This is a genomic window from Pseudomonas aphyarum (assembly GCF_028657055.1).
Classification (GTDB): Bacteria; Pseudomonadota; Gammaproteobacteria; order Pseudomonadales; family Pseudomonadaceae; genus Aquipseudomonas; species Aquipseudomonas aphyarum.
This window is the reverse complement of record NZ_JAMDGS010000002.1, coordinates 85,280-111,359: the sequence shown is the minus strand read 5'-3', so window position 1 is coordinate 111,359 and position 26,080 is coordinate 85,280. Positions and strand designations below refer to the sequence as shown.

Sequence of the window (26,080 nt, the reverse complement as noted above, 5' to 3'; positions counted from 1 at the left end):
AATCGGCGCTTTTGCCAACGGGAGCCTTGAATGCCGCCACTGAACACCCGCTGGGACATTTTTTGTACGGTCGTCGACAACTATGGCGACATCGGCGTGACCTGGCGTCTGGCCCGGCAACTGGTCAGCGAGCATGCGATGACGGTTCGGCTGTGGGTCGATGACCTGCGCGCCTTCGAACGCATCTGCCCCGAAATCGACATCGGCCTCGATCAGCAATGGCAGCAGGGCGTGGAAGTCCGGCACTGGCCGGCCGAATGGCCGGAGGCAGACGCAGCCGACGTGGTGATCGCCGCGTTTGCCTGCCAGTTGCCGAGCGCCTACATGGACGCCATGGCAGCACGGGAAAAGCCGCCATTGTGGATGAACCTCGATTACCTCAGCGCTGAAGACTGGGTGGTCGGTTGCCACGGTTTGCCTTCGGTGAAGTACAAGTCGGTGCAGAAGTACTTTTTCTTTCCAGGATTCCAGCCGGGCACCGGCGGCTTGTTGCGTGAAAGCGGTTTGCTGGAACGGCGTCAGCAGTTTCAGCAGGATCCCGAGGCGCAGCGACAATTCCTGCACGGTCTGGGAATCGTTCCTGCGCCCGATGCGCAACTGATCTCGCTGTTTGCCTACGAGAATGCCGGACTCGCGAGTTGGCTGGATGTGCTCGCGGCTGACTCGACGCCCACTCATCTGCTGGTGCCGGAAGGGCGGATTCTCGGCGATGTCGCCCGTTGGCTCGGGGTCGAATCGCTGGCGGTCGGGGCGAAGCATGTTCGTCAGTCGCTGACCGTGCAGGTGCTGCCGTTCGTCCGGCAGGATCAATACGATCAATTGCTTTGGTGCTGCGATTTCAACGCAGTGCGCGGCGAGGACTCGTTTGTCCGGGCGCAATGGGCGGGCCGGCCGATGCTGTGGCACATCTATCAGCAGGACGAAGACATCCATCTCGACAAGCTCGACGCCTTCCTTGGGCTCTACACAAAACGCCTTTCGCCGGCTGCAGCCGAGGCGATGAACGGTCTATGGCGTGCCTGGAGTGCCGGGCAGCCTATCGGCGACCACTGGCTTGAGGCCCGCAAACACTGGCCCGAACTGCAGGAAAATGCCCGCGCGTGGTGTCTGGAACAGGCCTTGCAGGCGGATCTTGCGACGGCGCTGGTACAGTTTTACCGAAATTGGATATGATACGCGGCCTAGATTTTTGTAAATCCCATCCAAATTCGGATATTCGCAATGAAAACTGGTAAAGAACTCAAACCCGGTACCGTGATCCGTATCGACAACGATCCTTGGCTGGTTCAGAAAGCTGAATTCACCAAATCGGGCCGTAACAGCGCGATCATGAAGACCAAGCTGAAGAACCTGCTGACCGGTTACAAGACCGAAACCGTTTACGGTGCGGACGACAAGCTGGACGACGTGATCCTGGATCGCAAAGAAGCGACCCTGTCCTTCATCAGCGGTGACTCCTACACGTTCATGGACACCACCGACTACACCATGTACGAGCTGAACGCCGAAGACATCGAAAGCGTTCTGCCATTCGTGGAAGAAGGCATGACCGACGTTTGCGAAGCCGTATTCTTCGAAGGCCGTCTGGTTTCCGTAGAGCTGCCGACCACCATCGTGCGTCAGGTTGACTACACCGAAGGTTCCGCTCGCGGCGACACTTCCGGCAAGGTGATGAAGCCTGCCAAACTGAAGAATGGTACCGAGCTGTCGGTTGCTGACTTCATCGAAATCGGCGACATGATCGAGATCGATACCCGCGAAGGCGGTTCCTACAAAGGTCGTGCCAAATAAGCACTGCTTTTTGCGGAAAAGAAAAAGCCCGACCATTGAGTCGGGCTTTTTTGTGCCTGATGAAAATTACTTCTTCAGGTGCTGCTTCAGTTCTTCCGAGGCTTGCAGCATCGCCGAACGCACTGCCGGCACCTGGCTGACTACGTTGAGCAAACCGTAGTCGTGGATCATGCCGTTGTAGCGCACCGAGGTCACCGGCACGCCGGCTTCGTCGAGTTTGCGGGCGTAGGCTTCACCTTCGTCACGCAGCACGTCGGCCCCGGCGGTCTGCACCAGTGCAGGCGGCAGACCTTTCAACTGCGCGGTCGTGGCCCGCAGCGGCGAGGCATAGATCTCGTTCCGCTGGTTGGCGTCGGTGGTGTAGTTGTCCCAGAACCACTTCATCATGTTGCGGGTGAGGAAGTGCCCCTCGGCGTACTGGTTATACGAACCGGTGTCGAAACTGGCGTCGGTCACCGGCCACAGCAGCACCTGGAATTTGATCGCCGGAGTACCTTTGTCTTTGGCCATCAAGGCGACGACTGCCGCCATGTTGCCGCCGACGCTGTTGCCCGCCACCGCCAGACGCTTGCCGTCGACGTTGATCTCTTTGCCGTGTTCGGCCACCCATTTGGTCGCGGCGTAAGCCTGGTTGATCGCCACCGGGTAATGCGCTTCCGGCGAAGGGGTGTAGTTGACGAACACCGCCGCCGCACCCGAACCGACCACCAGGTCCCGCACCAGACGTTCGTGGGTCGGGAAATCCCCCAGCACCCAGCCGCCGCCGTGGAAGAACATGAACACCGGCAGCTCGCCCTTGACCCCGGCCGGCCGGACGATGGTCAGGCTCAACGGTTGGCCATCGACCTGGATGGTCTTCTCGCTGACGTCTGCCTTGGGCAGCGTCAGTTTGACCCCGGACTGTGCGCCGGTCAGAACGGCGCGGGCATCCTTGGGTGTCAGCTGTTCCATCGGTTTGCCGGTGCCGGCATTCAGCACATTGAGAAACGCCTGGGTGTTGTGTTCAACCTCCCCGGCAAATGCGCTGTGGATGGACAGGGCGAGAAGGGTACCGGTCAAGACTTTGCTGAAAGTGTTCATGTTCATTTCCTGTACGGGCCTGAGTGTCAGTGATTACACGGTGACGTGCAGACGCACATCGACGTTGCCGCGAGTGGCGTTGGAGTACGGGCAGACCTGGTGGGCAGCGTCGACCAGGCTTTGTGCGTCAGCCTGTTCCAGGCCAGGCAGGCTGATGTGCAGGTCGATGTCCAGACCGAAACCGCCAGGAATCTGGCCGATGCCGACGTGAGCGGTGATCGAGGCGTCGTCCGGGATTTTGCGTTTGGTCTGGCTGGCAACGAATTTCAGGGCGCCGATGAAGCAGGCCGAGTAGCCGGCGGCGAACAGTTGCTCAGGGTTGGTAGCCGCGCCGCCGGCGCCGCCGAGTTCTTTTGGAGTGGCCAGTTTGACGTCGAGGATGTTGTCGCTGGAGATCGCACGACCGTCACGGCCGCCAGTGGAGGTTGCGATTGCGGTGTAGAGAGTTTGCATGGTGTGAGCCTCATTGAGTGTGGTTTGTTGCGCTAATTGTTTGCGCGCTAACTAGGTGCGAAGCAAATGTACTTCGCTAATATTTAGCGCGCAAGATAAATTTTTGAAAAAAGCGCGAATCGGCACTTGGATCGGGCAGGGTCGTGATCTCAAGCTATTGATGTATAAGGTTTTTTGAATGTAAAACGAGAGGAAAATTTTTTTCGGGGATCAGCGGGGAAGGTGCGATTCGCCTGCAGGCGCAAGGCTGCGCCCACAGGGAAGGGGGAGTCTTAAGCGAGGCTGTCCTGCAAATGACCGCGCAAGGCCTGCAATTCAGCTTGCAGGTTTTGCAGGCGCTCCAGCGTGAAACCACTGGCCCCCAGAATGCATTGCGGAACGGTTCGGGCCTTGTCTTTCAAGGCGCGTCCCTGGGCAGTCAGTTCAACGATCACCACGCGTTCATCCTCACGGCTGCGGGTTCGGCTGAGCAAACCTTCACCTTCCAGCCGCTTGAGCAACGGGGTCAGCGAGCCAGGATCGGTGAGCAGACGCGTGCTGATTTCTCCGACGGTCAAACCATCCTTCTCCCACAGCACCATCATCGCCAGGTATTGCGGATACGTCAGGCCAAGCGCTTGCAGCAGCGGCTTGTAGACCTTGGTCATCATCAGCGAAGTGGAATGCAGGGCGAAGCAGGCCTGATTGTCGAGCAGCAGGTCTTCGCAGTGATCGGTGGTGTCGCGGTCGGTGGTCATGTCGGTGCCTTGAACGGTGATGCAGATGAATCTAGCGCTCGAATCTTTAATGCGCCAGACAATTGTGCCCGGTGGCGAGTCGGTCAGTGCCGGCCCAGCTCACGTTGCAGTGCCAGATCCCACGGTGGCACGGGGCTGAACCGGGTCTTGAGGTATTCCAGCAGCAGGCGGCTGCGAGAGCTGGCCTGTTGCTCCAGTCGCAGCGCATAGATGCCGGTACTTTCCGGTTTCGGCAGGCCGTTTTCACAGAACAGCGGCAGCAATTCGCCGCGCAACAGGTATTCGCTGGCCAGCCAGGTCGGCAGATGCGCGATCCCGAGTCCTGCAAGTGCACCGCAAACCAGTGCCTCAGCGTTGTTGGCGCTCATGCGCACCCGCGCCGGGCGGTGCAATTGCATCTGCCCGTCCTGTTCGAAGCGCCAGGCGAAGGGCGGGGCAAGGCCGTCCCAATCCAGACCGTCATGTTCACTCAATTGCGCTGGCTCGCTCGGCACGCCCCGGCGCTTAAGATAATCGGGACTGGCGCAGGCTATCCGCACCATGCTCGCCAGCGGTGTGGCGACCAACCGGGTGTCAGCCATTTGCCCGGCGCGCAGTACCAGATCGACCTTGCCCAGATTCGAGCCGTCCATATCCACGAAGCTGTCGATCAGATGCAGTTGCACATCCAGCCCCGGGTACAGCACCAGAAAGTCAGCAATGACCGGCGCCAGATGCCGGCGGCCGAATGCTGCCGGCGCATCCACCCGAATCAGACCTTCCGGCGCGCTGCTCAGAGACACCGCTTCAGCCCGGGCCAATTGCAACTCCGCCACGATGCGCCGCGCCCGTTCGGCAAACGCCAGACCCGCCGGCGTGGCGCGCACCGCGTGAGTGCTGCGGATGAACAACTGGCTGCCGACAGCGCCTTCCAGACTGTCGATACGCCGGGCAACGGCGGAGGGCGTCAGCGGATGTCGGCGTGAAGCCGCAGAGAAACTGCCGCTTTCCAGCACATCGAGAAACAACCCGAGTTGTTCGGTCAATTGATTGGGATTCATGAATCAGCTCAGTGCCTATGCGGATTTGGCACAGCCATTGTGCGTTGCTGTGCGTTTCCGTGCCAGCGCCGACTGCGTAGGATGAGTCGCCTGACGTATGAGGAATTCTGCTGTGATCGAGTTTTTGCTGTACCTGTTGTTTGGCGCCGCCCTTGGTACTTTGGGCGGGATCTTCGGCATCGGTGGTGGCTTGATCGCCATTCCGCTGCTGGGCGTGTGGTTCGGGCTCGATCAGCAGATCGCTCAAGGCACGGCGCTGGTGATGGTGGTGCCGAACGTGATGCTGGCGCTGTGGCGTTATCACCAGCGCAATCGCATCGAACTCCGGCATGCATTGCCGTTGGCGGTGATGGGATTCTGCTTTGCGTGGATCGGCTCGATCTGGGCCGTGGGCATCGACGCGCAAACCATGCGCATCGGGTTTGTCGCGTTCCTCGTGGCGTTGTCGGCCTATAACCTGGTACGCATGTTCGGCGCGCGTCCGGCAGCGACTTCCGAGATGCGTTATTCGTGGCCGTGGCTGGGCGTGCTCGGCGCGGCGTCGGGCACCATGGGCGGTTTGTTCGGTGTCGGCGGGGCGGTGGTGGCGACGCCGGTGCTGACCAGCCTGTTCGGCACTACTCAGGTGGTCGCTCAGGGCCTGTCGCTGGCATTGGCGCTGCCGAGTACCGGCGTCACGCTGGTGACGTATGCGGTGCACCACGAAGTGGACTGGATGATCGGCCTGCCGCTGGCCATTGGCGGGCTGGCCAGCATCAGTTGGGGCGTGAAAGTGGCCCACGCGATGCCGGAAAAACTCCTGCGCGGGCTGTTCTGCGGGTTTTTGGTGCTGTGCGCGGTGATGCTCGCCTTTAAAGTTTGAAGCCTTCGACGATGTGCTCGGCCAGGCATTCGGTGATCGGCGAGGGATTGTTGAGGTTGCGGATCAGCATGATGCTGGCCTCGGGCAACAGCGGCAGATCTTCGGCGGCCCCGAGAATCCGCAGGTCCGGGGTGATCAGGCTTTCCAGTTGCGCGGTGATCGCCAGACCCGCGCTCACCACCGCCATCAATGCCGACAGGCTGGTGCTGTTGTAGGCAATCCGGTATTCGCGGCCCATCGCGTCCAGCGCATTGCAGGCCCACAGGCGGCAGAAGCAATCACTGTTGAACATCGCCAGCGGCAACGGCGTCTGCTCGTGGGCGCTGAAGTTCTGCGCCTCGGCCCAGACGAAGCGCTCCTTGCGCAGCAACTGGCCAATCTCGTTGCCCGGCTCGCGGGTGACGATCGACAGATCCAGATCCGTGCGTTGCAGCAATTGTTTGGTCGACTCGCAATGCACTTCGATCTGGATCAGCGGATAGAACTGCGCGAAGCGCGACAGGATTCCCGGCAGAAACCGCATCACGTAATCGTCCGGCGTGCCGATCCGCACCGTGCCGACCATGTGTGGCTCGCGCAGAGTGTTGAAGACTTCGCTGTGCAATTTCAGGATGCGCCGTGCGTAGCCCAGCAACACCTGGCCTTCAGCGGTCAGGCGCACCTGACGCCCGTCACGTTCGAACAGCTGGCGCTGCAACACGTCCTCTTCCAGACGCTTCATCTGCATGCTCACCGCCGATTGGGTGCGGTTGACCATTTCACCGGCACGGGTAAAACCACCCTGATCGGCAATCGCGACAAAGGTGCGCAGAACATCGGTATCGATACTGGGGTACGCCGACAATTGATGAATCTCCGTGATGCATGCCATCAGAAACATTCGTTGGATTGATCGTAGCGCTGGCGCGAGACTTGAGCCATCCCTAAAGGAGGGCAACACGATGAAAGGTCAAAAAGTGTATGTGAGCGATGACAGAGTGCCGGTCCACCTGATTTCCGATCTGCTGCACAAGTTTAGCCGCTGGTACGAACTTCACCGCGAACGCGAGTTGCTTGCCAGTCTGAGCGACGAAGCGTTGAAGGACATCGGGGTCAGCCGCGCCGACGTCGAACATGAATCGGTGCGGCCGTTCTGGGACGATCCGATGCATAAATGATGAGGCCATCGCTACACAAACCCCTTTGTAGTGAGGTAGGTTGCGAGCAGACATGGAGGTACACATGCCCGCGACACTGTCCTTTTCCCTTAAACAGGCTCGACGTCTGGCACTGGCTGCCCAAGGGTTTCACGGGCGCCAGCCGCCGGCTGTCAAGGCGATGCACCTCAACCGGCTGATCGAACGTCTCGGCCTGTTGCAGATCGACTCCGTCAACGCCGTGGTGCGCTCGCACTACCTGCCGCTGTTCTCCCGTCTCGGTTCCTATTCTGCTGACTTGCTCGACCAGGCTGCCTGGAGTTCGGGGCGACGTCGTTCGCTGTTCGAATACTGGGGCCATGAGGCGTCGTTGCTGCCGTTGTCGATGTACCCGCTGATGGGCTGGCGCATGCAGCGGGCCAGGCGCGGTGAGGACATCTATCAGCAACTGGCGCGGTTCGGTCGCGAGCAGCAGGACACCATTCGCCGGGTGCTGGCGTCGGTCGAGGAGCAGGGCGCACTGGGCGCCGGCAGTCTGTCGACCCGCGAGGAAAAGGCCGGGCCGTGGTGGGACTGGAGCGCGGAAAAGCATGCGCTGGAGTGGTTGTTTGCCGCTGGCGAAGTGACTGTCGCCGGCCGCCGTGGCTTCGAGCGATTGTATGACTTGCCCGAGCGAGTGATTCCGGCTTCCGTGCTGCAACAGCCATTGCCCGGCGAGGCCGAGGCCCAGCGCGGTTTGCTGCTGCATGCAGCGCAGGCGCTGGGTGTCTGCACGGAAAAAGACCTGCGTGATTACTTCCGCCTGAATCCTTCCGATGCCCGCCCGCGTCTGGCCGAACTGGTCGAGGACGGGCAACTGCTGACCTGCGAAGTCGCCGGTTGGCGCCAGATTACTTATTGCCTGCCCGAGCCGAAAATCCCTCGAAAAGTCGAGACCAGCGCGCTGCTGTCACCCTTCGATTCACTGATCTGGGAACGCAGCCGGACCGAGCGGCTGTTCGATTTTCGCTATCGGCTGGAGATATATACGCCGCAGGACAAGCGGATTTATGGCTATTACGTGCTGCCGTTCCTGCACAACGAACAGATTGCCGCGCGGGTTGACCTGCGCGCCGAACGGGCGGCGGGCCGGCTGGCAGTGCATGCGGTGCACGAGGAAGAAACCGGACTGGATGACGCGGGGATGCTGGCGCTGGCGCTGAATTTGCGGCGGATGGCGGACTGGTTGGGGCTTGAGCAGGTGCAGCTCAATTGTCAGCGGGAAAGTGCAGGGAGGTTGCGGATGGCGCTGGCTCAAATTGACTGAGCCAGCGCCCTCGCGATTTAGCGTTTGACCTGTTTCAGCGTCTCTGCGATCAAGAACGCCAGTTCCAGCGACTGATCGGCATTCATCCGTGGGTCGCAGTGGGTGTGATAGCGATCCGACAAGCCATCTTCAGTGATCGGCCGCGCGCCACCGATGCACTCGGTGACGTTCTGCCCGGTCATTTCGATGTGGATGCCGCCGGCGTAGCTGCCTTCCGCTTCGTGGACCTGGAAGAACTGCTTCACCTCACCAAGGATCTGCGCGAAGTCGCGAGTCTTGTAGCCGCTGCTGGCCTTGATGGTGTTGCCGTGCATCGGGTCGGAGCTCCACAGTACCTGTTTGCCTTCACGCTGCACTGCGCGGATCAGCGCCGGCAGGTGATCGCCAACCTTGTTCGCGCCCATCCGCGCGATCAGGTTCAGACGGCCCGGATCGTTGTCCGGGTTGAGCACGTCGATCAGGCGGATCAGGTCGTCGGGGTTCATGCTCGGGCCGACTTTCACCCCGATCGGGTTGTTCACCCCGCGCAGGAACTCGACGTGGGCGCCGTCGAGCTGACGGGTGCGATCGCCGATCCACAGCATGTGCGCCGAGCAATCGTAGTAGTCGTTGGTCAGGCTGTCGCGGCGCACGAAGGCTTCTTCGTAGTTCAGCAGCAGGGCTTCGTGGGCGGTGAAGAAACTGGTCTCGCGCAGTTGCGGCGAGCTGTCCATGCCGCAGGCGCGCATGAAGGCCAGGGTTTCATCGATGCGGTCGGCGAGGTGGCTGTACTTCTCCGCCAGCGCCGAGTTGGCGATGAAATCGAGGTTCCACTTGTGCACCTGATGCAGGTCGGCAAAACCGCCCTGGGCGAAGGCGCGCAGCAGGTTGAGGGTGGCGGTGGACTGGTGATAGGACTGCAGCAGACGCTCCGGATCCGGCACGCGGCTGGCCGAGTCGAAACCGATGCCGTTGACGATGTCGCCCCGGTAGGCCGGCAGGGTCACGCCATCGATGGTCTCGTCGTTGGCCGAGCGCGGCTTGGCGAACTGACCGGCCATGCGCCCGACTTTCACCACCGGGCAGCCGGCGGCGAAGGTCATGACGATCGCCATTTGCAGCAATACTTTAAAAGTGTCGCGAATCTTCGCGGCGGAGAACTCGGCGAAGCTTTCCGCGCAATCGCCGCCCTGCAGCAGGAACGCCCGGCCCTGGGTGACTTCGGCAAACTGACGACGCAGCTCGCGCGCTTCGCCGGCAAACACCAGCGGCGGGTAGCTGGCCAGCGTCTGCTCGACCTGGCGCAGATGCGCGGCGTCGGGGTATTGGGGTTGTTGCTGGATCGGCAGGGCGCGCCAGCTGTCAGGGCTCCAGGGTTGGCTCATCACGGTCTCTAAGGTTCTACGCACGGACGGCCATGTTAGCAGCAATTAGTGCGTGACCTGCTCCCGCCGCTTCGCCGACAATCGCCGCTTTGCCACGGCACCACAGCGGTGCCATCGCGTCACCGCGCCCGGTGACCACCAGGAGACGAAATGACTGAGGAGCGCGTCGAGCTGTTGCTCGCCGAGGTACAGGATGAGTTCGGCGTGATTCGCGTGCTGGAAGTGGCCGACTACCGCTTTCTGGAGTTCGGCGATGCCATCGAGCAAAGCTGCGTGTTTACCGCCGACCCGAGCTGGCTGGAGTACGACTACACCCGGGCGATGCTGATCGGCGCGTTGTGCCATGAGCAACCGGAGAGTGCGCTGTTTCTCGGGCTGGGCGCGGGGACGCTGACCCAGGCCTGCCTCAAGTTCCTGCCGCTGGAAGATGTCGAAGCCATCGAGCTGCGCCCCGACGTACCGCGTCTGGCCATCGAATACCTCGGGCTGGATGACGATCCACGGCTGTACATCCGCGTCGGCGATGCCCTCGAACTGCTGCCGACTGCCGAACCTGCGGATCTGATCTTCGTCGACCTGTACACCGATGTCGGCCCAGGCGCCGGGCACCTTGCGTGGAATTTCCTCGGCGATTGTCAGAAACGTCTGAATCCTGGCGGCTGGCTGGTAATCAACCAATGGGCCACCGATGACGGCAAACCCTTGGGGGCGGCGCTGCTGCGTGGCCTCTATCACCGGCATTACTGGGAACTGCCGGTGAAGGAGGGCAACGTGATTCTGATCGTGCCGGCGGATCTCGATCAGGCGTTGGACATGCAGGCGCTGACCGCCCGGGCTGAAGCGCTGGTGCCGAAGCTGGGTTACTCGTTGCAGTCGTTGATCAACTGCATCCGTCCGGCGACCTGATCTTCAAAGACCTTTGAAAACGCCGGGCCTGCGCTCCACCAGCGAGCGCACACCTTCCTTGGCGTCTTCAGTGGCCAGCAACTTCTTCACCAGCGGCGGCAAGCTCTTAGCCGCTGCGGTCTCGCCTTCATAGCGCGCCTGACGCGCCGACATCAGCGTCGCCTGCACGCCCAATGGCGCCTGTCGGGCAATCCGTTCCGCCAGTTCGATGGCGCGCGGCAGCAAGTCTTCGCTGGCCATGACTTCCTGCACCAAGCCCAGACGCAAGGCGTCATGGGCATCGAATTCGTCACCGGTCAGCAACCAGCGCATCGCATTGCCCCAGCCGGCGATCTGATGAAAGCGCAACGTCGCACCGCCGAACGGAAAGATTCCGCGCTGCACTTCCATCTGGGCGAACCGGGTGTTGCTGGCGCACAGGTTGATGTCGGCGGCGAGCATCAATTCAATGCCGATGGTCAGGCAATAACCCTGCGCGGCCACAATCACCGGTTTGCTGACCCGAGGCCCGACGAACACACCCCATGGATCGCAACCGCCGGGCGGCACCTGCCAGCCTTGGGCGAGGGCGGAACTGGCGTTGACCAGATCAAGCCCGGCGGTGAAATGCTCGCCATGCCCGAACACCACCGCCACCCGTGCGTCACTGTCGGCCTCGAATTCACCGTAGGCCAGGGCCAGGTCGTTGAGCAGGTCGAGGTCGAAGGCATTGCGCTTGGCGGCGCGATCCAGGCCGATCAAATGCACGTGACCGTGGCGCGCACGGCTCACGCGGCCGGGGCAGGGCTGATTCATGGGTGTTTCCTCGCAGGGGAAGAAAGGGTGCAGCGACCAGATGCCGCACGTCGGTGAATCGTTTAAGCGCCATCGCCCGCAGGGCCGGGGTCTTTGAAAAATAGACCTTTGCCCGATTATCCGCAAAACCCCGTTACACAGCGGTGACAACTGTATTTCACCGATAAAAAAAGCTCCCTTTTTGGGCAAATTCCGGTATAGTGCGCGCCGGCCTTTAACCGGGCCGCGTTTAGGTAGCGCAATTCCCCGAAGTCAGCTTCGGCTGCACGTCCGCATTGCGGGCTCTTCCTTGACGATTCTTTTTCATTCATTCGTTTTCGCAAATCCCCGCCGACAAAGCTGCCAGGGCGACTCTTGAGTCTCAACACGGCATGTGCAGCTTTGGAGCATGGGTCTTTGCGGATGCACTTAGAGGCAGACCCATGACCCAGGAAATCGGCGGCTTCGCCGCTCTTGAACTTCATCCCAATATTGTCGCTGCAGTAGTCGCTACCGGCTATGAAGAGCCTTCGGCCATTCAGCAGCAGTCGATCCCGATCATCCTCGCCGGTCACGATATGATTGGTCAGGCGCAAACCGGTACCGGTAAAACCGCTGCCTTTGCCCTGCCTATCCTGCACCGCATTGATCCGTCCAAGCGCGAGCCGCAAGCTCTGATCCTGGCCCCAACTCGTGAGTTGGCGCTGCAAGTTGCAACCGCTTTCGAAACCTACGCCAAGCAAATGCCGGGCGTGACTGTTGTGGCTGTCTACGGCGGCGCGCCGATGGGCCCACAATTGAAAGCAATCCGTAATGGCGCACAGATCGTTGTCGCCACTCCGGGCCGTCTGTGCGACCACCTGCGTCGCGACGAAAAAGTACTGCAGACCGTGAACCACCTGGTTCTCGACGAAGCAGACGAAATGCTCAAACTGGGCTTCATGGACGACCTCGAAGTCATCTTCAAGGCCATGCCGGAAACCCGTCAGACCGTATTGTTCTCGGCGACCCTGCCGCAATCGATCCGTGCCATCGCCGAGCGTCACCTGCGCGATCCAAAGCACGTGAAGATTCAGAGCAAGACCCAGACCGTTACCGCGATCGAACAGGCTCACCTGTTGGTTCACGCTGACCAGAAGACCTCTGCCGTTCTCAGCTTGCTGGAAGTGGAAGATTTCGACGCTCTGATCATGTTCGTGCGCACCAAGCAAGCGACCCTGGATCTGGCCAGCGCCCTCGACGCCAAAGGCTACAAAGCCGCCGCGTTGAACGGCGACATCGCTCAGAACCAGCGTGAGCGCGTCATCGACTCGCTGAAAGATGGCCGTCTGGACATCGTTGTTGCGACCGACGTTGCCGCCCGTGGTCTGGACGTTCCGCGCATCACCCACGTGTTCAACGTGGACATGCCGTACGATCCGGAATCCTACGTGCACCGTATCGGCCGTACCGGCCGTGCCGGTCGCGAAGGCCGCGCGCTGCTGCTGGTGACGCCACGTGAGCGCCGCATGCTGCAGGTAATCGAGCGTGTAACCGGTCAGAAAGTTGCCGAAGTGCGTCTGCCGGACGCCCAGGCCGTTCTCGATGCCCGCATCAAGAAACTGACCAACAGCCTGTCGCCGCTGGTGGCTGACGCCGAATCGACTCACGGTGATCTGCTGGATCGCCTGACCGCCGACATCGGTTGCACCCCGCGTGCCCTGGCTGCCGCGCTGCTGCGCAAGGCCACCAATGGTCAGGCGCTGAACCTGGCAGCGATCGAGAAGGAACGCCCACTGGTGCCGAACAGCGCTCCACGTGGCGACCGTCCTGAGCGTTCCGGTGATCGTCCGGACCGTGGTGACCGCGAGCGTCGTGCTCCGATGCCACTGGGCGAAGGCCGTGCCCGTTGCCGTACCGCGCTGGGCGCGCGTGACGGTATCGCGGCGAAAAACCTGCTGGGCGCCATCCTCAACGAAGGTGGTCTGGCACGTGAAGCCATCGGTCGCATCCAGGTGCGTGACAGCTTCAGCCTCGTCGAGCTGCCGGAAGATGGTCTGGACAAACTCCTGACCAAGCTGAAGGACACTCGCGTTGCCGGCAAGCAGCTGAAACTGCGTCGCTACCGCGAAGATTGATCCGCCTCTGGGCTGATTGATCGAACATAAAAAATCCCCGACTGGCTCGGGGATTTTTTTTGCCTGCGATTCGGGCATCAGCCGAAGCGGTAGATGTCCATGCCCAGTGCGCCCATGGTGAAACCTTGATGGGCGATGCTGAAATCACCGCCAGCGCCGCGGGCGAAGTACAGCGGCAACAGGTGCTCGTCACTTGGATGGCTGCGCACGGCGTTCGGTGCCTGCTGGCGGTAATCGTGCAGGGCAGCTTCGTCGTTGGCGGCCAGCTTGTCGACTATCCAGTCGCGGAAATCCCGGGCCCACGGCTCGACACTTTCCGGGCCGGCGTGCCAGTCCAGTTCCCGCAGGTTGTGGGTGATGCTGCCAGAGCCGATCAGCAGAATGCCCTTTTCGCGCAGACTGGCCAGCGCCTGGCCGACGCGGTTCTGCAACGCCGGGCCGCCACGGCTGGGCAGGGAAACCTGCACCACCGGGATATCGGCCTGCGGGTACATCAGCGACAGTGGTACCCACACGCCGTGATCGAACGGGCGTTGCGGGTCGAGACGCGCCGGCAGGTTGTTGGCGGTCAGCAGATCGGCAACCTCGCGGGCCAGTTGCGGATTGCCCGGTGCCGGGTACTGCACTTCAAACAGCGCGCGGGGGAAACCGCCGAAGTCGTGCCAGGTTTCCGGTTGCGCATGGCTGCTGACCAGCAGTTCATGGCTTTCCCAGTGGGCGGAAACGATGACGATGGCTTTCGGGCGTGGCAGTTCGGCCGCCAGCCGCGCCAGTGCCGGGCCACTGGCGCCGGGCTCCAGCGCCAGCATGGGCGAGCCGTGAGAGATAAACAGGCTGGGAAACATGGAAGGGTTCCTGAGCGTTAAGATGGCTCATCTTCAGTCAGTTCATTGATCTAATTCCAATATAAGTTTTAACGCCTTTTGATCGAATTCTTAGGAGGATGCATGCAGCCGGAGTTTTGGCACAAGAAGTGGGAATCGAACCAGATCGGCTTTCACCAGCCTGAGGTGAACCCCTATTTGCAGCGGCACTGGCCCGATCTGGCCATCCCGGCGCAGGCGCGTGTGCTGGTGCCGTTGTGTGGGAAAAGCCTGGATCTGCTTTGGCTTGCCGGTCGTGGTCATCAGGTGCTCGGCGTCGAGCTGTCGGAGAAGGCCGTGGAGGACTTCTTCCTCGAGCAGCAATTGCAGCCGCAGGTGAGCGAGCAGGGTAACTTCAAGGTTTATCGCGCTGGCGCGATCCAGTTGTGGTGCGGGGATTTCTTCTCGCTGACGGCGGCTGACGTGGCGGGCTGCACCGCGCTGTATGACCGGGCGGCAGTGATTGCCTTGCCGCCAGCGATGCGCGAGCGTTATGCGGCTCATCTGCAGAGCATTCTGCCGGCGTGTCGGGGGCTGTTGGTGACGCTGGATTATGACCAGTCGCAGATGCCCGGGCCGCCATTTTCCGTAGACGATGCCGAAGTACAGCGTTTGCTGGGCAGTGTCTGGCGTGTCGAGATGCTGGAGGAGCAGGATGTGCTCGGTGAAAGCTGGAAGTTCGTGCAGGCCGGCGTAACTCGGCTGGAAGAGCGGGTCTACCGGATTTGCGGGGAGTAATCGACAGGCAAAAAAAGGCCCGCATCATTGCGGGCCTTTTCGTTGGTGCGCCGGTTTGATCAACCGCGACGACGCAGGGCGTCGATACGCTCTTCCAGCGGCGGGTGGCTCATGAACATGCGGGCGAAGCCCTGCTTGATGCCACCGTTGATGCCGAAGGCGTTCAGGGTGTCAGGCATGTGCACCGGCAGGCCCTGTTCGGCGCGCAGGCGTTGCAACGCGTTGATCATCGCACCGGTACCGGCCAGTCGGGCACCGGCATCGTCGGCACGGAACTCGCGTTTACGCGAGAACCACATCACGATCGCGCTGGCCAGAATGCCCAGCACCAGTTCGGCGAAAATGGTCGCGATGTAGTAGGCCATGCCCTGGCCTTCTTCGTTCTTGAAGATCACCTTGTCGACAAAGTTGCCGATGATCCGTGCAAAGAACATCACGAAGGTGTTCACCACGCCCTGGATCAACGCCAGGGTGACCATGTCGCCGTTGGCCACGTGACCGATCTCGTGGGCCAGCACGGCCCGCACTTCATCCTCCTTGAAACGCTCGAGCAAACCCTGGCTGACTGCGACCAGTGCGTCGTTCTTGTTCCAGCCGGTGGCGAAGGCGTTCGCTTCGTAGGCCGGGAAAATCCCGACTTCCGGCATCTTGATCCCGGCTTCCCGGGACAGTTGCTCGACGGTTTGCAGCAGCCATTGCTCGTGGCGGGTGCGTGGCTGGGTGATGATCTGGGTGCTGGTGCTCATCTTCGCCATCCACTTGGAGATGAACAGCGAGAACAGGGAACCGGCGAAACCAAAGACTGCACAGAAAACCAGCAGCTGACTGAGGTTGAGATCAACCCCGTTGGCCGCCATGAACCCGTTGAAGCCGAAAAGGCTCAGGGTGATGCTGGCTATCAGCACGACCGCCAGGTTAGTGGCCAAAAACAGCAGGATGCGCATCATGGTTGTAGAAATCTCCTCAAGCTAAAGATGTAGCGTACTGCGGGGTATATAAGGTGCTGCACCTGGCGATTCAACCGAGTGACTATTTCAAACTGTGTCCTACACCGGATTCGTCGGGCATGGGATATTTCCCACTGCCGAATCCGGTATGGATGACAGGCACACGGCACCCGGTCTCATTGCGTCAGGCACGCATGATTCGTATGAGTCGCAAGTGTAGAAGGTGCTGGAGGAGGGGCGGAGCAGAAGTGTTGCTGAATCAGACAGTGCGCAACGTTCGGGCCGTTGCGCACTGAGCGCCGGTTACTGGCGATAGGACTTGAGGAAGTTGCCGATGCGACCGATGGCCATGTCCAGGTCATCGACCCGCGGCAGGGTGACCACGCGGAAGTGGTCAGGCCACGGCCAGTTGAACGCCGTACCTTGCACCACCAGCAGCTTCTCGGAGAGCAGCAGGTCGAGCACGAATTTCTCGTCGTTGTGGATCGGGCAGACTTTCGGGTCGATTTTCGGGAACGCGTACAGCGCGCCCATCGGCTTCACGCAGCTCACGCCGGGAATATCGTTAAGCAGCTCCCAGGTACGGTTGCGCTGTTCCAGCAGGCGACCTTGCGGCAGCACCAGATCGTTGATGCTCTGATAGCCGCCGAGGGCGGTCTGGATCGCGTGCTGGCTCGGCACGTTGGCGCACAGGCGCATGTTGGCCAGCATGTCGATGCCTTCGATGTAGCTGTGGGCGTTGTGTTTCGGTCCGGAAATGGCGATCCAGCCGGAACGGAAACCGGCCACGCGATACGATTTGGACAGACCGTTGAAGGTCAGGCACAGCAGGTCCGGGGCCAGCGAAGCGGTGCAGATGTGCACGGCGTCGTCGTAGAGGATTTTGTCGTAGATTTCGTCGGAGAACACCACCAGGTTGTGCTGGCGGGCCAGTTCCAGCATGCCCAGCAGCACTTCCTTCGAATACACCGCGCCGGTCGGGTTGTTCGGGTTGATGATCACCATCGCCTTGGTGTTCGGGGTGATCTTGGCCTTGATGTCGGCCAGGTCCGGGAACCAGTCGGCGCCCTCGTCGCACAGGTAATGCACCGCGTTACCGCCGGCCAGGCTCACGGCTGCGGTCCACAGCGGGTAGTCCGGCGCCGGCACCAGCACTTCGTCGCCGTTGTTGAGCAGTGCCTGCAGCGACATCACGATCAGCTCGGACACGCCGTTGCCCAGGTAGATGTCTTCGATGCCGACACCTTCGACCTGCTTCTGCTGGTAGTACTGCATCACCGCCTTGCGCGCGCTGAACAGGCCTTTGGAATCGCTGTAGCCCTGGGCGGTCGGCAGGTTGCGGATCACATCCTGGAGAATTTCGTCCGGCGCTTCGAAACCAAAGGGCGCCGGGTTGCCGATGTTCAGCTTGAGGATGCGATGACCTTCCTCTTCCAGGCGTTTGGCGTGCTTGAGCACCGGGCCGCGAATGTCGTAGCAGACGTTGGCGAGCTTGTTCGATTTGCTGAACTGCATGGCGATGTGATCCCGAAAATGAACGATCCAGGCGGCGGGTGGACAACCGTGCTGGGAATCCTGCGTCTTCACACAGGCAAGTGTCTCGAGCGGCGGTTTCCAACAATCCGTTTGAATGCGCAGGAACCCGCTGCCAGACTGGCGTGTGACGAGGCGCAATCATACGTGCCGCCCGATCCGTGGAAAAGGTACAGATCGGGCTTTTTCAGCCGCTGAGGTGTGATGATGGAAAAGATTGAAAAGACCCTGGAAGAATGGCGGGCGATGCTCGACCCCGAGCAGTTCAACGTGTGCCGCCTGAGCGCCACCGAGCGGCCGTTCTCCGGCAAATACAACGCCACCAAGACCGATGGCGTTTACCACTGCATCTGCTGCAATGAGCCGTTGTTCGATTCCAAGACCAAATTCGACTCCGGTTGCGGCTGGCCGAGTTTCTACGCGCCGATCGGCGACAACGCCATGACCGAGATCCGTGACACCAGCCACGGCATGATCCGAACCGAAGTGAAATGCGCCAAGTGCGATGCGCACCTGGGCCACGTATTCCCTGACGGTCCGCCGCCGACCGGCCTTCGTTATTGCATCAACTCGGTGTGCCTGGACCTGGTGCCGCGCGAGTAACCGATACGGGCGATCCACGGGTCGCCTTTCGAATAATTAAATTGCACACAATTCAATTGCTCGCTATTTTTGCCGTCTACCCATTTTTCAAGAGTGCGCACCATGAGCGATAACCTGCTGAACATTCCGTGCACCACCATCAAAGGCGAGCAAAAGACCCTCGCCGATTTCGCCGGCAAGGCGGTGCTGGTGGTTAATACCGCCAGCAAATGCGGTTTCACGCCGCAGTACAAAGGCCTTGAGCAACTGTGGCAGACCTACAAGGATCAGGGCCTGGTGGTGCTGGGCTTCCCGTGCAACCAGTTCGGCAAGCAGGAGCCGGGCAACGAGGGCGCCATCAGCGAGTTCTGCGAGCTGAACTACGGTGTCAGCTTCCCGCTGTTCAAGAAGATCGAAGTCAACGGTACCGGCGCCCATCCGCTGTTCGTGCAGTTGAAAAAGCGCGCGCCGGGCGTGCTGGGCTCCCAGGGCATCAAGTGGAATTTCACCAAGTTCCTGATCGGCAAGGACGGCCAGTTGGTCAAGCGCTTCGCCCCGGCCACCAAGCCGCAGGATCTGAGCCGCGAGATCGAAGCCCTGCTCAAATGAACAGCCTGTCCGCCGATTCGCTGAAGCTCGACAGTCAGCTGTGTTTCAAGTTGTATGCCGCATCGCGGGCGGTGATCCGTGCCTACAAGCCGATGCTCGACCAGCTCGGCCTGACCTACCCGCAATACCTGGCGATGCTGGTGTTGTGGGAATGGCAGCAAACCGCGCCGGAGCAACCGACGGTCAAGGCGCTGGGTGAGCGTCTGGCACTGGATTCCGGCACGCTGACGCCGCTGCTCAAGCGTCTGGAACAACTGCAACTGGTCCAGCGTCAGCGCTCGGCCCGTGACGAGCGCGAGGTTCATCTGAGCCTCACGCCGCAAGGGCAGGCGCTGCGTGAACAGGTCGGGCCGTTGAAGGCGCGGCTGTTGTGCGACAGCGGGGTGGATCTGGATCGGCTCAATGACTTGCGCGACGGTCTCGATCACCTGCTGGGGCAGATCAAAGCACTGTCGTAGTCGGAATCCACTGGTCCAGCAGCGCCGCCAATTCTTCACGACGGAACGGCTTGGCCAGATAGTCGCTCATGCCTGCCGCCCGGCAACGTTCGCGTTCCTCGGACATGGCGTTGGCGGTCAGGGCGACAATCGGCAGATGCGGCCAGCGTCCGCTTTGGCGGATCTGGCGGCTGGCTTCGTAGCCGTCCATCACCGGCATGTTGCAGTCCATCAGTACCAGATCGAATTCGTCGTGTTCCAGCTGATCCAGCGCTTCCACGCCATGGGCGGCGACCACCACGTCACACCCGAGTTTGCCCAGCATGCCTTTGGCCACTAGCTGATTGACCGGGTTGTCCTCCACCAACAGCACCCGACCGCGCCGCTGCGACGGCACGCTTTCCAGGCGTGCGCGGTCGATGGTGGTGAGGTCCGGCAACAGTGTCCGGCGCAAATTCTGATACAGCGCGTTGCGAGCCAGCGGTCGCGCCTGCTGCTGCAACGGGGCGAGGGCGGCGGCTTCTTCACCGGGCATGAAGCTGCCATAAGCGGTCACCAGCAGAATCGGTGCGGTCATCGCCGGGCGCAGGCCGAACAGGCATTCGGGGCAGTCGGTGATGATGACGTCGGGGGACAGGCCGAGCAGCGGGTCGTCGAGGGTTCGCTGCTCGTAGGTCAGTCCCCAGACCGGCAGCAGGCTTTCCAGCAGCTCCGCCAACCCGCTGACCGCATTGGTGATCGCCAGCACCTTGCCGTGCAACGGTGGCGGAATCACCGCTCGGGTGTGGCAGGGCAGTGGCAGCTCGGCGCAGAACTGACTGCCGAAACCCACTTCGGAACTGATGGTCAGGCGCCCCTGCATGGCTTCGCACAAGTTGTAGGTCAATGCCAGCCCGAGCCCGGTGCCGCCGTACTGGCGGGTGATGCCGGCACCCGCCTGGGTGAACGGCTGGAATATCTTCACCTGCGCTTCCTGGGCGATGCCGATACCGGTGTCGCAAACCTCGATCCGGACGCCATCCTTCCAGGTGGACAAGCGCACATCTACCCGGCCGAAGCGGGTGAATTTCAGCGCATTGGACAACAGGTTGCTGACGATCTGCCTGACCCGGGTCGGATCGCCGAGCACCAGCGCGGGGAAGTACGGATCGATCAGACAGGTCAGCTCGACGCTCGGCGCCGCGTTCTGCGACAGCAGGTTGGCGGTGTCTTCGATCAGCGAACCGAGATCGAACGGAATGTGTTCCAGCTCGAGTTGCCCGGCATCGAATTTCGACAGGTCGAGAATATCGTTGAGCAGCTCCACCAATACCTTGCCCGAGTCGTGGGCGATCGACAGTTGCTGCTGCTGTTCGGCGTTGAGCGGGCCGTCGAGCGACAGGGCGATCATCCCCAGCAGGCCGTTGAGCGGGGTGCGGATCTCGTGGCTCATGTTGGCGAGAAAGGCTGAACGCGCTTCGGCCATGTCCAGTGCCGTGCTGCGGGCCACTTCCAGTTCCTGGTTGGACTGGCTGAGCCGCGCGTTGATCGCCTTGAGCTCGGCGGTCCGCGCGGACACGATGTCTTCGAGTTGTGCGAGGTAGTCGGTGAGACGGTTTTCCGCATTGCGCCGCTGCTGGATTTCCGTGGCGATGTTTTCGAACTGCTGGTTGGCAACCTTGACCAGCACGCCGATCTCGTCATTGGCGTGCCCGCCCGGACATACCAGGGTGGTCGGCTCGGCGCTGCGCGGGTCGCGGCCGCTGAGTTCGCGGATTACCCGCACCAGCGGTTTGGTCAGCATCACGTAGAACAGCGCGAGCAGGATCCCGGTGAGAATCAGGCTGCGGGCAAACCCGTTGAGCAGCGTGACTTCCGCCCGGCGCAGGAAGCGGCTGCCGAACGCGTAGGTGTCGACTTCCAGTTTCAGGGTGCCGAGGGATTCGTTGGGCAAGTGATCGAGGTAGAGGCGGTCTTCGAACTGGCGTTTGGCGCCGAACAGGAAGTCGCTGATCATCCGGTAGCCGCTTTGCAGTTCCGGCCGTTTGACGTTGGCCAGCACCGTCTGATTGTTGTCGGTCAGTTGTGCGGAAATGATCGCCGGCGAGCGCAGCAGGCCCAGGGTCAGTTCCTGCGCCAGTTCGGCATCGATGTTGTAGGCGATGCGCGAAGCCGGGTTATGGCTGATTTCCAGCAAAGACAGGATTTCACGGTTGATGGACGCGTCTTCACTGGCATAATCGATGCCGATTTGCAGCAGGCTGAGCAGCGTGCCCAGAATGAACCCGACCAGCACGGTAAGCCGGGCCTGTTTGTACGACAGCCGGTGGGTGAATTTGATATCCATGGGGTGTTGAACCACTTCCGTTTCCCTTCGCTGCTCAAGCATAGTCGATCATGCACGGATTCCGGGGTTCCCGAAGCGCCTTGTAACAAGGCCCGGGACAGGTATCGGACGCTGTCTGTCATCGCTGCACCGCCATCATTACTGTGAACGAGCCCGAGGAGAAGACGTGGATTCCCGATTGAATGCTTTTCTTGAACGCGCCGAGTCGGTTCTGGCGCGAATCGAACCACTGCTGCCGGCTCCACGCCCGGTCATCGATTGGGGTACCTGCCTCGCCGCACGCTGGCAGCGTGACGGTCGCAGCGGTTATCTGCTGCCGCTGGAAGTCAGCCTCGACATGCGCCTGTCGGACCTGATCGGCGTCGACCGGCAGCTTGAGCAACTGGGCCGTAATACTCAGCAATTTCTCGACGGCATGCCGGCCAACCATGCGCTGTTGTGGGGGTCGCGTGGCACCGGTAAATCGTCGCTGGTCCGCGCGCTGCTGGCTGAACACGCCAAGGCCGGTTTGCGTCTGATCGAAATCGAGCGCGATCACCTGGCGGACCTGCCACGCGTTGTGGAGCAGATCGCCAAGCTGCCGCAGCGTTTTGTGTTGTTCTGCGATGACCTGTCGTTCGAGTCCGGCGAAGGCGACTATCGCGTGCTGAAAAGCGTGCTGGACGGTTCGCTCGAACAGGCGCCGGACAACGTGTTGCTGTACGCCACTTCCAACCGTCGCCATCTGGTGCCGGAAAAGGAAAGCGACAACGAAAACTGGAAGCGCGTCGATGGCGAGCTGCATCCGAGCGAAGCAGTGGAAGACAAGATCGCGCTGTCGGATCGCTTTGGCCTGTGGCTGTCGTTCTATCCGTTTACCCAGGAACATTTCCTCAACGTCGTCGAACACTGGATCGGCCAATTGGCCGCCAAGGCCGGCCTGAGCTGGGAGCGCGACGAACAACTGGACATTCTCGCCGTGCGCTGGGCAACCGGCCGTGGCAACCGCAACGGACGTTGCGCGTACCAATTCGCCCGTTACTGGGTGGGACTGAAATTGTTGGAGCACAAGGCATGATTGATTTGCAACAGAGCGGCCAGGGCCTCGAAGGCTATGGCATGTTGGCCGCGCAACTGGAGTCGCTGCTGGCGGACGAGCGCGATTTCATCGCCAACGCTGCGCAGTTTTCGGCGTTCCTGTTCAACCAGCTCGATGACCTGAACTGGGCCGGTTTCTACCTCAATCGCAATGAAGAGCTGGTGCTCGGCCCGTTTCAGGGCCAGATCGCCTGCGTACGCATTCCGTTCGGCCGTGGCGTGTGTGGCGCGGCGGCTGCCAGCTTGCAGACGCAACGGGTCGAAGACGTTCACGCGTTTCCTGGCCATATCGCTTGCGACAGCGCGTCGAACAGCGAACTGGTCGTGCCGTTGGTCAAGGACGGTCGCCTGATCGGCGTGCTCGACCTCGACAGTCCGAAGCTCGCGCGTTTCGGTGCCGACGATCAGGCCGGCATCGAACAATTGGCGGCGATCTTCCTGCGTCTGACCGACTGCTGATCACGCTGTAAGGCCTGCCTTGAGCAGCACGGCCGCCGGCTCCACGGCATCGATCTGCCGTGGATCGAGAAACCGCGTGGCGTATTGCAGATACACGCCATCGCGGATGAACAGCCCGAACAACTCCGCATCGATGTGCGCCTCGCGGCACATGGTGGCCATGATCCCCAGCGCTTCACTGAGGGACTTGGCTTTTTTGTACGGGCGGTCGGCGGCGGTCAGGGCTTCGAAAATATCGGCAATCGCCATCATGCGCGCCGGCAGGCTCATGTCTTCGCGTTTCAGGCGCTTGGGATAACCGGTGCCGTCCATCTTTTCGTGATGCCCGCCGGCGATTTCCGCGACGCTGTTCAAATGCCCGGGGAAGGGCAGGTGGCTGAGCATCAGGATCGTCTGCACCATGTGGTGGTTGATGATGTAGCGTTCTTCGCGGGTCAGGGTGCCCCGGGGGATGCTCAGGTTGTACAGCTCGCCGCGATTGTATTTATACGGCGGGACGTCGAGCTTGAAGCCCCACGGGTTGTCCTCTGGAATCAACTCGCCCTCGGCGCGTTCCAGCAGATGCTCGGGCTTGTCTGCCAGCAACGGTTCGGTGACCGGCAAGGTCGGTGCCGGGGTGCGTGACTGACGCCGATTCTCTTCCCATGACAGGCCCAGTCGATCATCCAGCGTGCGCGTCCATGGGCGTTGCGCGATGCCTTGCAGACGTTGCAGATCAGCCTCGGCCATCGCTTCGCTGCCCAGATTGCAGCGGGCGACGAATGCAAAATCATCATCCAGTGTTGTCAGGGTCGATTCGCGCAGATCGGCCAGTGGCTGTTCTTCGCCGCCCATGGCCAGAGCTTGCCAGTAGCTGACCCAGGCATCGCGCTTGAGCACTTCGAAGCGGGTGCGGATTTCGTGCAGGCGATCGTTCAGGGTTTCCAGTTTGGTGGCTTTGTCGACCACGTATTCCGGGGTCGTGACCTTGCCGCAATCGTGGAGCCACGCAGCGATGTGCAGGGCCTCCCATTCGTCTTCGTTCGGCTGGTAATCGCTGAAGGCCGGGGCCTCACTGGCCGCGGCGGCATGGGCGAGCATCAGGGTCAGCTCCGGCACCCGTTGACAATGCCCGCCGGTGTAGGGGCTCTTGGCATCGATGGCGCCAGCGAGCAGTTGAATGAACGCGTCCAGCAGTTGCTTCTGCCGGGCTTGCAGGCGCTGGCTTTCGATACTCACCGCCGCGGCCCCGGACACCGCCTGCAGGAAGGCGATGCGGTCGGGCCGCAGCTTCTCCATATCACTTGCCGTGCCGCTGTCATTGATCAGCAGCACCAGCAGGCCGACGGTTTCGTTGTGCCGGTTATGCAGGCGGATACCGATCAGATGAACCCTTGGCGACTCCATGGCCAGCAGTACTTTCTGCAGGTCGGTGGCCTGTTCAAAACCCAGATTGCTCACCACCGTGTTGGCGTTCGCCAGTTGCCGGAACCATTCGGGGCTCTCAGTGGCGTCAAGGTTGCGCCCCTGAATATCGAACGCGGCCAGGGCTTGGGACGCGCCGTCGACCACCAGTCCGTAGGGCTCCATCCGATTGCCATCGTTTTCGCGCAGATAAATCAGACCGGCCTGGGCCTGGGCGATCTGCACCGTCTCGAACAGGACTCGTTGCAGCAGCGGGGCGAAGCGGGTTTCGGCGGTCAGGCTGTCGGTGATCCGGAAGAAGCTGGCCAGGGTGTCTTTCATGCGGGCCATCGACAGACTCAACTGGTCGACCTCCAGCACCGGTGATCGACGGGTCACGGGAAAATTGAAATCGAAACTGCGAATTGCGTCGGCTTCCTTGACCAGCGCATGCAGCGGCTTGACCAGAATTCGCGAGATCAGCCAGCCCAGCGGCAGGCACAACAGCAGAGTAGCCAAGGTGATCAGCGCGCCTTGCCAGCGCATGCGATAGGCATCGACCAGCAACTCGTCCTCCGGCACCAGCAATGCCATCTGCAAACCTTTCGGCCCGCCTTCCTGCAACTGGCTGCGGGCGACGATCCATAGTCGGCCATCGGCCTTGAGCCGATTTCCCTGATGGCCGGACAACAAGGCGCCAAGGGCGGGGCTCAAGTCGGCAGCCTTGGCCAGGCGCGCCGTGCGGTCATCGACGATCAGCCGGCTGCTGTCAGGGTAGGCCACGGCGTTGCCTTCGGCGTCGAACAGGACGATTTCCGTGGCCGGTGTCACCACGTGTTTGATCAGGGTTGCGGAGAGTGCGTCGAGGGTCAGGTCGGCGCCGATCACGGCGTCTTCACCGCTGCGTCGGGCCAGCGTTGTGCCAACGTTGTGGGTGGAGAAGAAGACGTAGGGTTCGGTGGTGATCTGTTCGGCCTGTTGCCGCGCGTTTATATACCAGGCACGGCTGCGGGGGTCATAGGGATCGGTTGGGTTGTCCTGTTGGCCGACCGGAGACAGGGCCTGGTCGAAGAACAGCGACTGCGAATGCGCCTGACCGCTGGCGTCGTGTTCGATGCTCCAGACCTGAAACGCAGCCGCGTCCGGCGCCTTGAGCAGGGTTTTCAGCGCCGCCGTGCGCAGAGGTCGAACCATGAAAAAATCGCCGTTGCCATAACCCAGGTACAGCGAGGCCAGGTCCGGATTGTCCGTCAGTGACTGGCTGAACGGCTTTAGCAGCGCCAGACGCTGTTCGAGGCCGGAAGACCGGGTGGCAGGGGTGTCCGCCAGCAGACTCAGCAGATGCCGGATCGGTGCATAGGTGGCTTGCAGATCGAGACGTACATCCTGCTCGATACGGTTGAACAGTTTCTCGCTGCTCGACAGGATGATCTGAGTGGTCTGCCGATAGTTGAACAGACCCAGCACCACCCCGGTGAGCAGCAGCAGAAAGGTGAACATGACGCTGATATGCACATGCAGCGGAAACCGGCGTTGTTCCGGGCGCAGTGGGCTGGGCAT

Annotated in this window: 25 protein-coding genes; 13 read left to right on the top strand and 12 right to left on the bottom strand. The window is 61.3% G+C overall.

Annotated features, from left to right (window positions below; all coding sequences use genetic code 11):
- The first annotated feature begins 30 nt into the window (after window positions 1-30).
- Together earP and M5G18_RS02170 are read left to right on the top strand one after the other, a co-directional pair.
- Window positions 31-1,173 carry an elongation factor P maturation arginine rhamnosyltransferase EarP gene (gene earP / locus M5G18_RS02175; protein ID WP_273898454.1) on the top strand — a complete coding sequence of 381 codons (1,143 nt, stop codon included), beginning with the start codon at window positions 31-33 and terminating at the stop codon, window positions 1,171-1,173.
- A gap of 48 nt (window positions 1,174-1,221) precedes the next feature.
- Entirely contained in the window at window positions 1,222-1,791 is a 570-nt protein-coding gene (locus tag M5G18_RS02170) for an elongation factor P (RefSeq protein ID WP_007955690.1), read from the top strand.
- Window positions 1,792-1,857: 66 nt separating this feature from the next.
- Here M5G18_RS02170 and M5G18_RS02165 read toward each other — a convergent pair whose 3' ends face one another.
- From M5G18_RS02165 to M5G18_RS02150, 4 genes are all read right to left on the bottom strand, one after another.
- Window positions 1,858-2,871 (bottom strand): alpha/beta hydrolase, encoded by a 1,014-nt coding sequence (locus M5G18_RS02165; RefSeq protein WP_273898453.1) that lies wholly within the window; start codon window positions 2,869-2,871, stop codon window positions 1,858-1,860.
- 33 nt (window positions 2,872-2,904) lie between these two features.
- Window positions 2,905-3,324: an organic hydroperoxide resistance protein gene (locus M5G18_RS02160; RefSeq protein ID WP_034155242.1), complete on the bottom strand. Its 420-nt coding sequence runs from the start codon at window positions 3,322-3,324 to the stop codon at window positions 2,905-2,907.
- A gap of 272 nt (window positions 3,325-3,596) precedes the next feature.
- Window positions 3,597-4,061: a MarR family winged helix-turn-helix transcriptional regulator gene (locus M5G18_RS02155; RefSeq protein WP_047295464.1), complete on the bottom strand. Its 465-nt coding sequence runs from the start codon at window positions 4,059-4,061 to the stop codon at window positions 3,597-3,599.
- An 83-nt stretch (window positions 4,062-4,144) separates the two neighbouring features.
- Complete coding sequence (locus M5G18_RS02150; protein ID WP_273898452.1) at window positions 4,145-5,101, bottom strand: LysR family transcriptional regulator; 957 nt, start codon at window positions 5,099-5,101, stop codon at window positions 4,145-4,147.
- A gap of 112 nt (window positions 5,102-5,213) precedes the next feature.
- Here M5G18_RS02150 and M5G18_RS02145 point away from each other — a divergent pair, with 112 nt between their 5' ends.
- On the top strand, window positions 5,214-5,963 hold the full coding sequence (locus tag M5G18_RS02145; protein ID WP_085744971.1) for a sulfite exporter TauE/SafE family protein: 750 nt from the start codon (window positions 5,214-5,216) through the stop codon (window positions 5,961-5,963).
- On the opposite strand, the gene M5G18_RS02140 is transcribed toward M5G18_RS02145, so the two are convergent.
- Window positions 5,953-6,807: a LysR substrate-binding domain-containing protein gene (locus tag M5G18_RS02140; protein WP_007955701.1), complete on the bottom strand. Its 855-nt coding sequence runs from the start codon at window positions 6,805-6,807 to the stop codon at window positions 5,953-5,955. The genes M5G18_RS02145 and M5G18_RS02140 overlap by 11 nt on opposite strands.
- Before the next feature lie 97 nt (window positions 6,808-6,904).
- On the opposite strand from M5G18_RS02140, the gene M5G18_RS02135 reads away from it, so the two are divergent.
- Together M5G18_RS02135 and M5G18_RS02130 are read left to right on the top strand one after the other, a co-directional pair.
- Complete coding sequence (locus tag M5G18_RS02135; protein WP_085700039.1) at window positions 6,905-7,120, top strand: DUF1127 domain-containing protein; 216 nt, start codon at window positions 6,905-6,907, stop codon at window positions 7,118-7,120.
- A gap of 64 nt (window positions 7,121-7,184) precedes the next feature.
- Window positions 7,185-8,405 (top strand): winged helix-turn-helix domain-containing protein, encoded by a 1,221-nt coding sequence (locus tag M5G18_RS02130; protein ID WP_273898451.1) that lies wholly within the window; start codon window positions 7,185-7,187, stop codon window positions 8,403-8,405.
- A 17-nt stretch (window positions 8,406-8,422) separates the two neighbouring features.
- On the opposite strand, the gene M5G18_RS02125 is transcribed toward M5G18_RS02130, so the two are convergent.
- The gene (locus tag M5G18_RS02125; RefSeq protein ID WP_007955704.1) at window positions 8,423-9,769 is read right to left on the bottom strand and encodes a class II 3-deoxy-7-phosphoheptulonate synthase; all 1,347 of its coding nucleotides are present in this window, start codon (window positions 9,767-9,769) and stop codon (window positions 8,423-8,425) included.
- Between the two features lie 150 nt (window positions 9,770-9,919).
- Between M5G18_RS02125 and M5G18_RS02120 the strand changes: the two genes are divergently transcribed.
- Window positions 9,920-10,675, top strand: a complete 756-nt coding sequence (locus tag M5G18_RS02120; RefSeq protein WP_273898450.1) for a spermidine synthase — start codon at window positions 9,920-9,922, stop codon at window positions 10,673-10,675.
- A 3-nt stretch (window positions 10,676-10,678) separates the two neighbouring features.
- On the opposite strand, the gene M5G18_RS02115 is transcribed toward M5G18_RS02120, so the two are convergent.
- Window positions 10,679-11,470 carry a crotonase/enoyl-CoA hydratase family protein gene (locus M5G18_RS02115; RefSeq protein ID WP_007955706.1) on the bottom strand — a complete coding sequence of 264 codons (792 nt, stop codon included), beginning with the start codon at window positions 11,468-11,470 and terminating at the stop codon, window positions 10,679-10,681.
- Between the two features lie 422 nt (window positions 11,471-11,892).
- Here M5G18_RS02115 and M5G18_RS02110 point away from each other — a divergent pair, with 422 nt between their 5' ends.
- The gene (locus tag M5G18_RS02110; RefSeq protein WP_007955707.1) at window positions 11,893-13,566 is read left to right on the top strand and encodes a DEAD/DEAH box helicase; all 1,674 of its coding nucleotides are present in this window, start codon (window positions 11,893-11,895) and stop codon (window positions 13,564-13,566) included.
- Window positions 13,567-13,643: 77 nt separating this feature from the next.
- Here the strand turns inward: M5G18_RS02110 and M5G18_RS02105 are convergent, their stop codons facing one another.
- Window positions 13,644-14,411, bottom strand: a complete 768-nt coding sequence (locus M5G18_RS02105) for a DODA-type extradiol aromatic ring-opening family dioxygenase (RefSeq protein ID WP_273898449.1) — start codon at window positions 14,409-14,411, stop codon at window positions 13,644-13,646.
- A gap of 102 nt (window positions 14,412-14,513) precedes the next feature.
- Here M5G18_RS02105 and M5G18_RS02100 point away from each other — a divergent pair, with 102 nt between their 5' ends.
- Window positions 14,514-15,167: a thiopurine S-methyltransferase gene (locus M5G18_RS02100; RefSeq protein ID WP_273898448.1), complete on the top strand. Its 654-nt coding sequence runs from the start codon at window positions 14,514-14,516 to the stop codon at window positions 15,165-15,167.
- Window positions 15,168-15,226: 59 nt separating this feature from the next.
- Here the strand turns inward: M5G18_RS02100 and htpX are convergent, their stop codons facing one another.
- Both htpX and M5G18_RS02090 read right to left on the bottom strand, forming a co-directional pair.
- A complete protein-coding gene (gene htpX / locus M5G18_RS02095) occupies window positions 15,227-16,114 on the bottom strand; it encodes a protease HtpX (RefSeq protein ID WP_007955710.1) in 888 nt (295 codons plus the stop codon).
- A 303-nt stretch (window positions 16,115-16,417) separates the two neighbouring features.
- On the bottom strand, window positions 16,418-17,629 hold the full coding sequence (locus M5G18_RS02090; RefSeq protein WP_007955711.1) for a pyridoxal phosphate-dependent aminotransferase: 1,212 nt from the start codon (window positions 17,627-17,629) through the stop codon (window positions 16,418-16,420).
- Between the two features lie 225 nt (window positions 17,630-17,854).
- Between M5G18_RS02090 and msrB the strand changes: the two genes are divergently transcribed.
- From msrB to M5G18_RS02075, 3 genes are all read left to right on the top strand, one after another.
- The gene (gene msrB, locus M5G18_RS02085) at window positions 17,855-18,250 is read left to right on the top strand and encodes a peptide-methionine (R)-S-oxide reductase MsrB (RefSeq protein ID WP_011335291.1); all 396 of its coding nucleotides are present in this window, start codon (window positions 17,855-17,857) and stop codon (window positions 18,248-18,250) included.
- A gap of 102 nt (window positions 18,251-18,352) precedes the next feature.
- The gene (locus tag M5G18_RS02080; protein WP_273898447.1) at window positions 18,353-18,838 is read left to right on the top strand and encodes a glutathione peroxidase; all 486 of its coding nucleotides are present in this window, start codon (window positions 18,353-18,355) and stop codon (window positions 18,836-18,838) included.
- Entirely contained in the window at window positions 18,835-19,296 is a 462-nt protein-coding gene (locus M5G18_RS02075; RefSeq protein WP_273898446.1) for a MarR family winged helix-turn-helix transcriptional regulator, read from the top strand. The genes M5G18_RS02080 and M5G18_RS02075 overlap by 4 nt, the downstream gene beginning before the upstream one ends.
- Here M5G18_RS02075 and M5G18_RS02070 read toward each other — a convergent pair.
- A complete protein-coding gene (locus tag M5G18_RS02070) occupies window positions 19,280-21,643 on the bottom strand; it encodes a hybrid sensor histidine kinase/response regulator (RefSeq protein ID WP_420793313.1) in 2,364 nt (787 codons plus the stop codon). The genes M5G18_RS02075 and M5G18_RS02070 overlap by 17 nt on opposite strands.
- A gap of 124 nt (window positions 21,644-21,767) precedes the next feature.
- Here M5G18_RS02070 and M5G18_RS02065 point away from each other — a divergent pair, with 124 nt between their 5' ends.
- Together M5G18_RS02065 and M5G18_RS02060 are read left to right on the top strand one after the other, a co-directional pair.
- A complete protein-coding gene (locus tag M5G18_RS02065) occupies window positions 21,768-22,658 on the top strand; it encodes an ATP-binding protein (protein ID WP_007955716.1) in 891 nt (296 codons plus the stop codon).
- Window positions 22,655-23,137, top strand: coding sequence for a GAF domain-containing protein (locus M5G18_RS02060; protein ID WP_011335287.1), 483 nt, complete (start codon window positions 22,655-22,657; stop codon window positions 23,135-23,137). The genes M5G18_RS02065 and M5G18_RS02060 overlap by 4 nt, the downstream gene beginning before the upstream one ends.
- Here M5G18_RS02060 and M5G18_RS02055 read toward each other — a convergent pair whose 3' ends face one another.
- Window positions 23,138-26,080 (bottom strand): HD domain-containing phosphohydrolase, encoded by a 2,943-nt coding sequence (locus tag M5G18_RS02055; RefSeq protein ID WP_273898444.1) that lies wholly within the window; start codon window positions 26,078-26,080, stop codon window positions 23,138-23,140.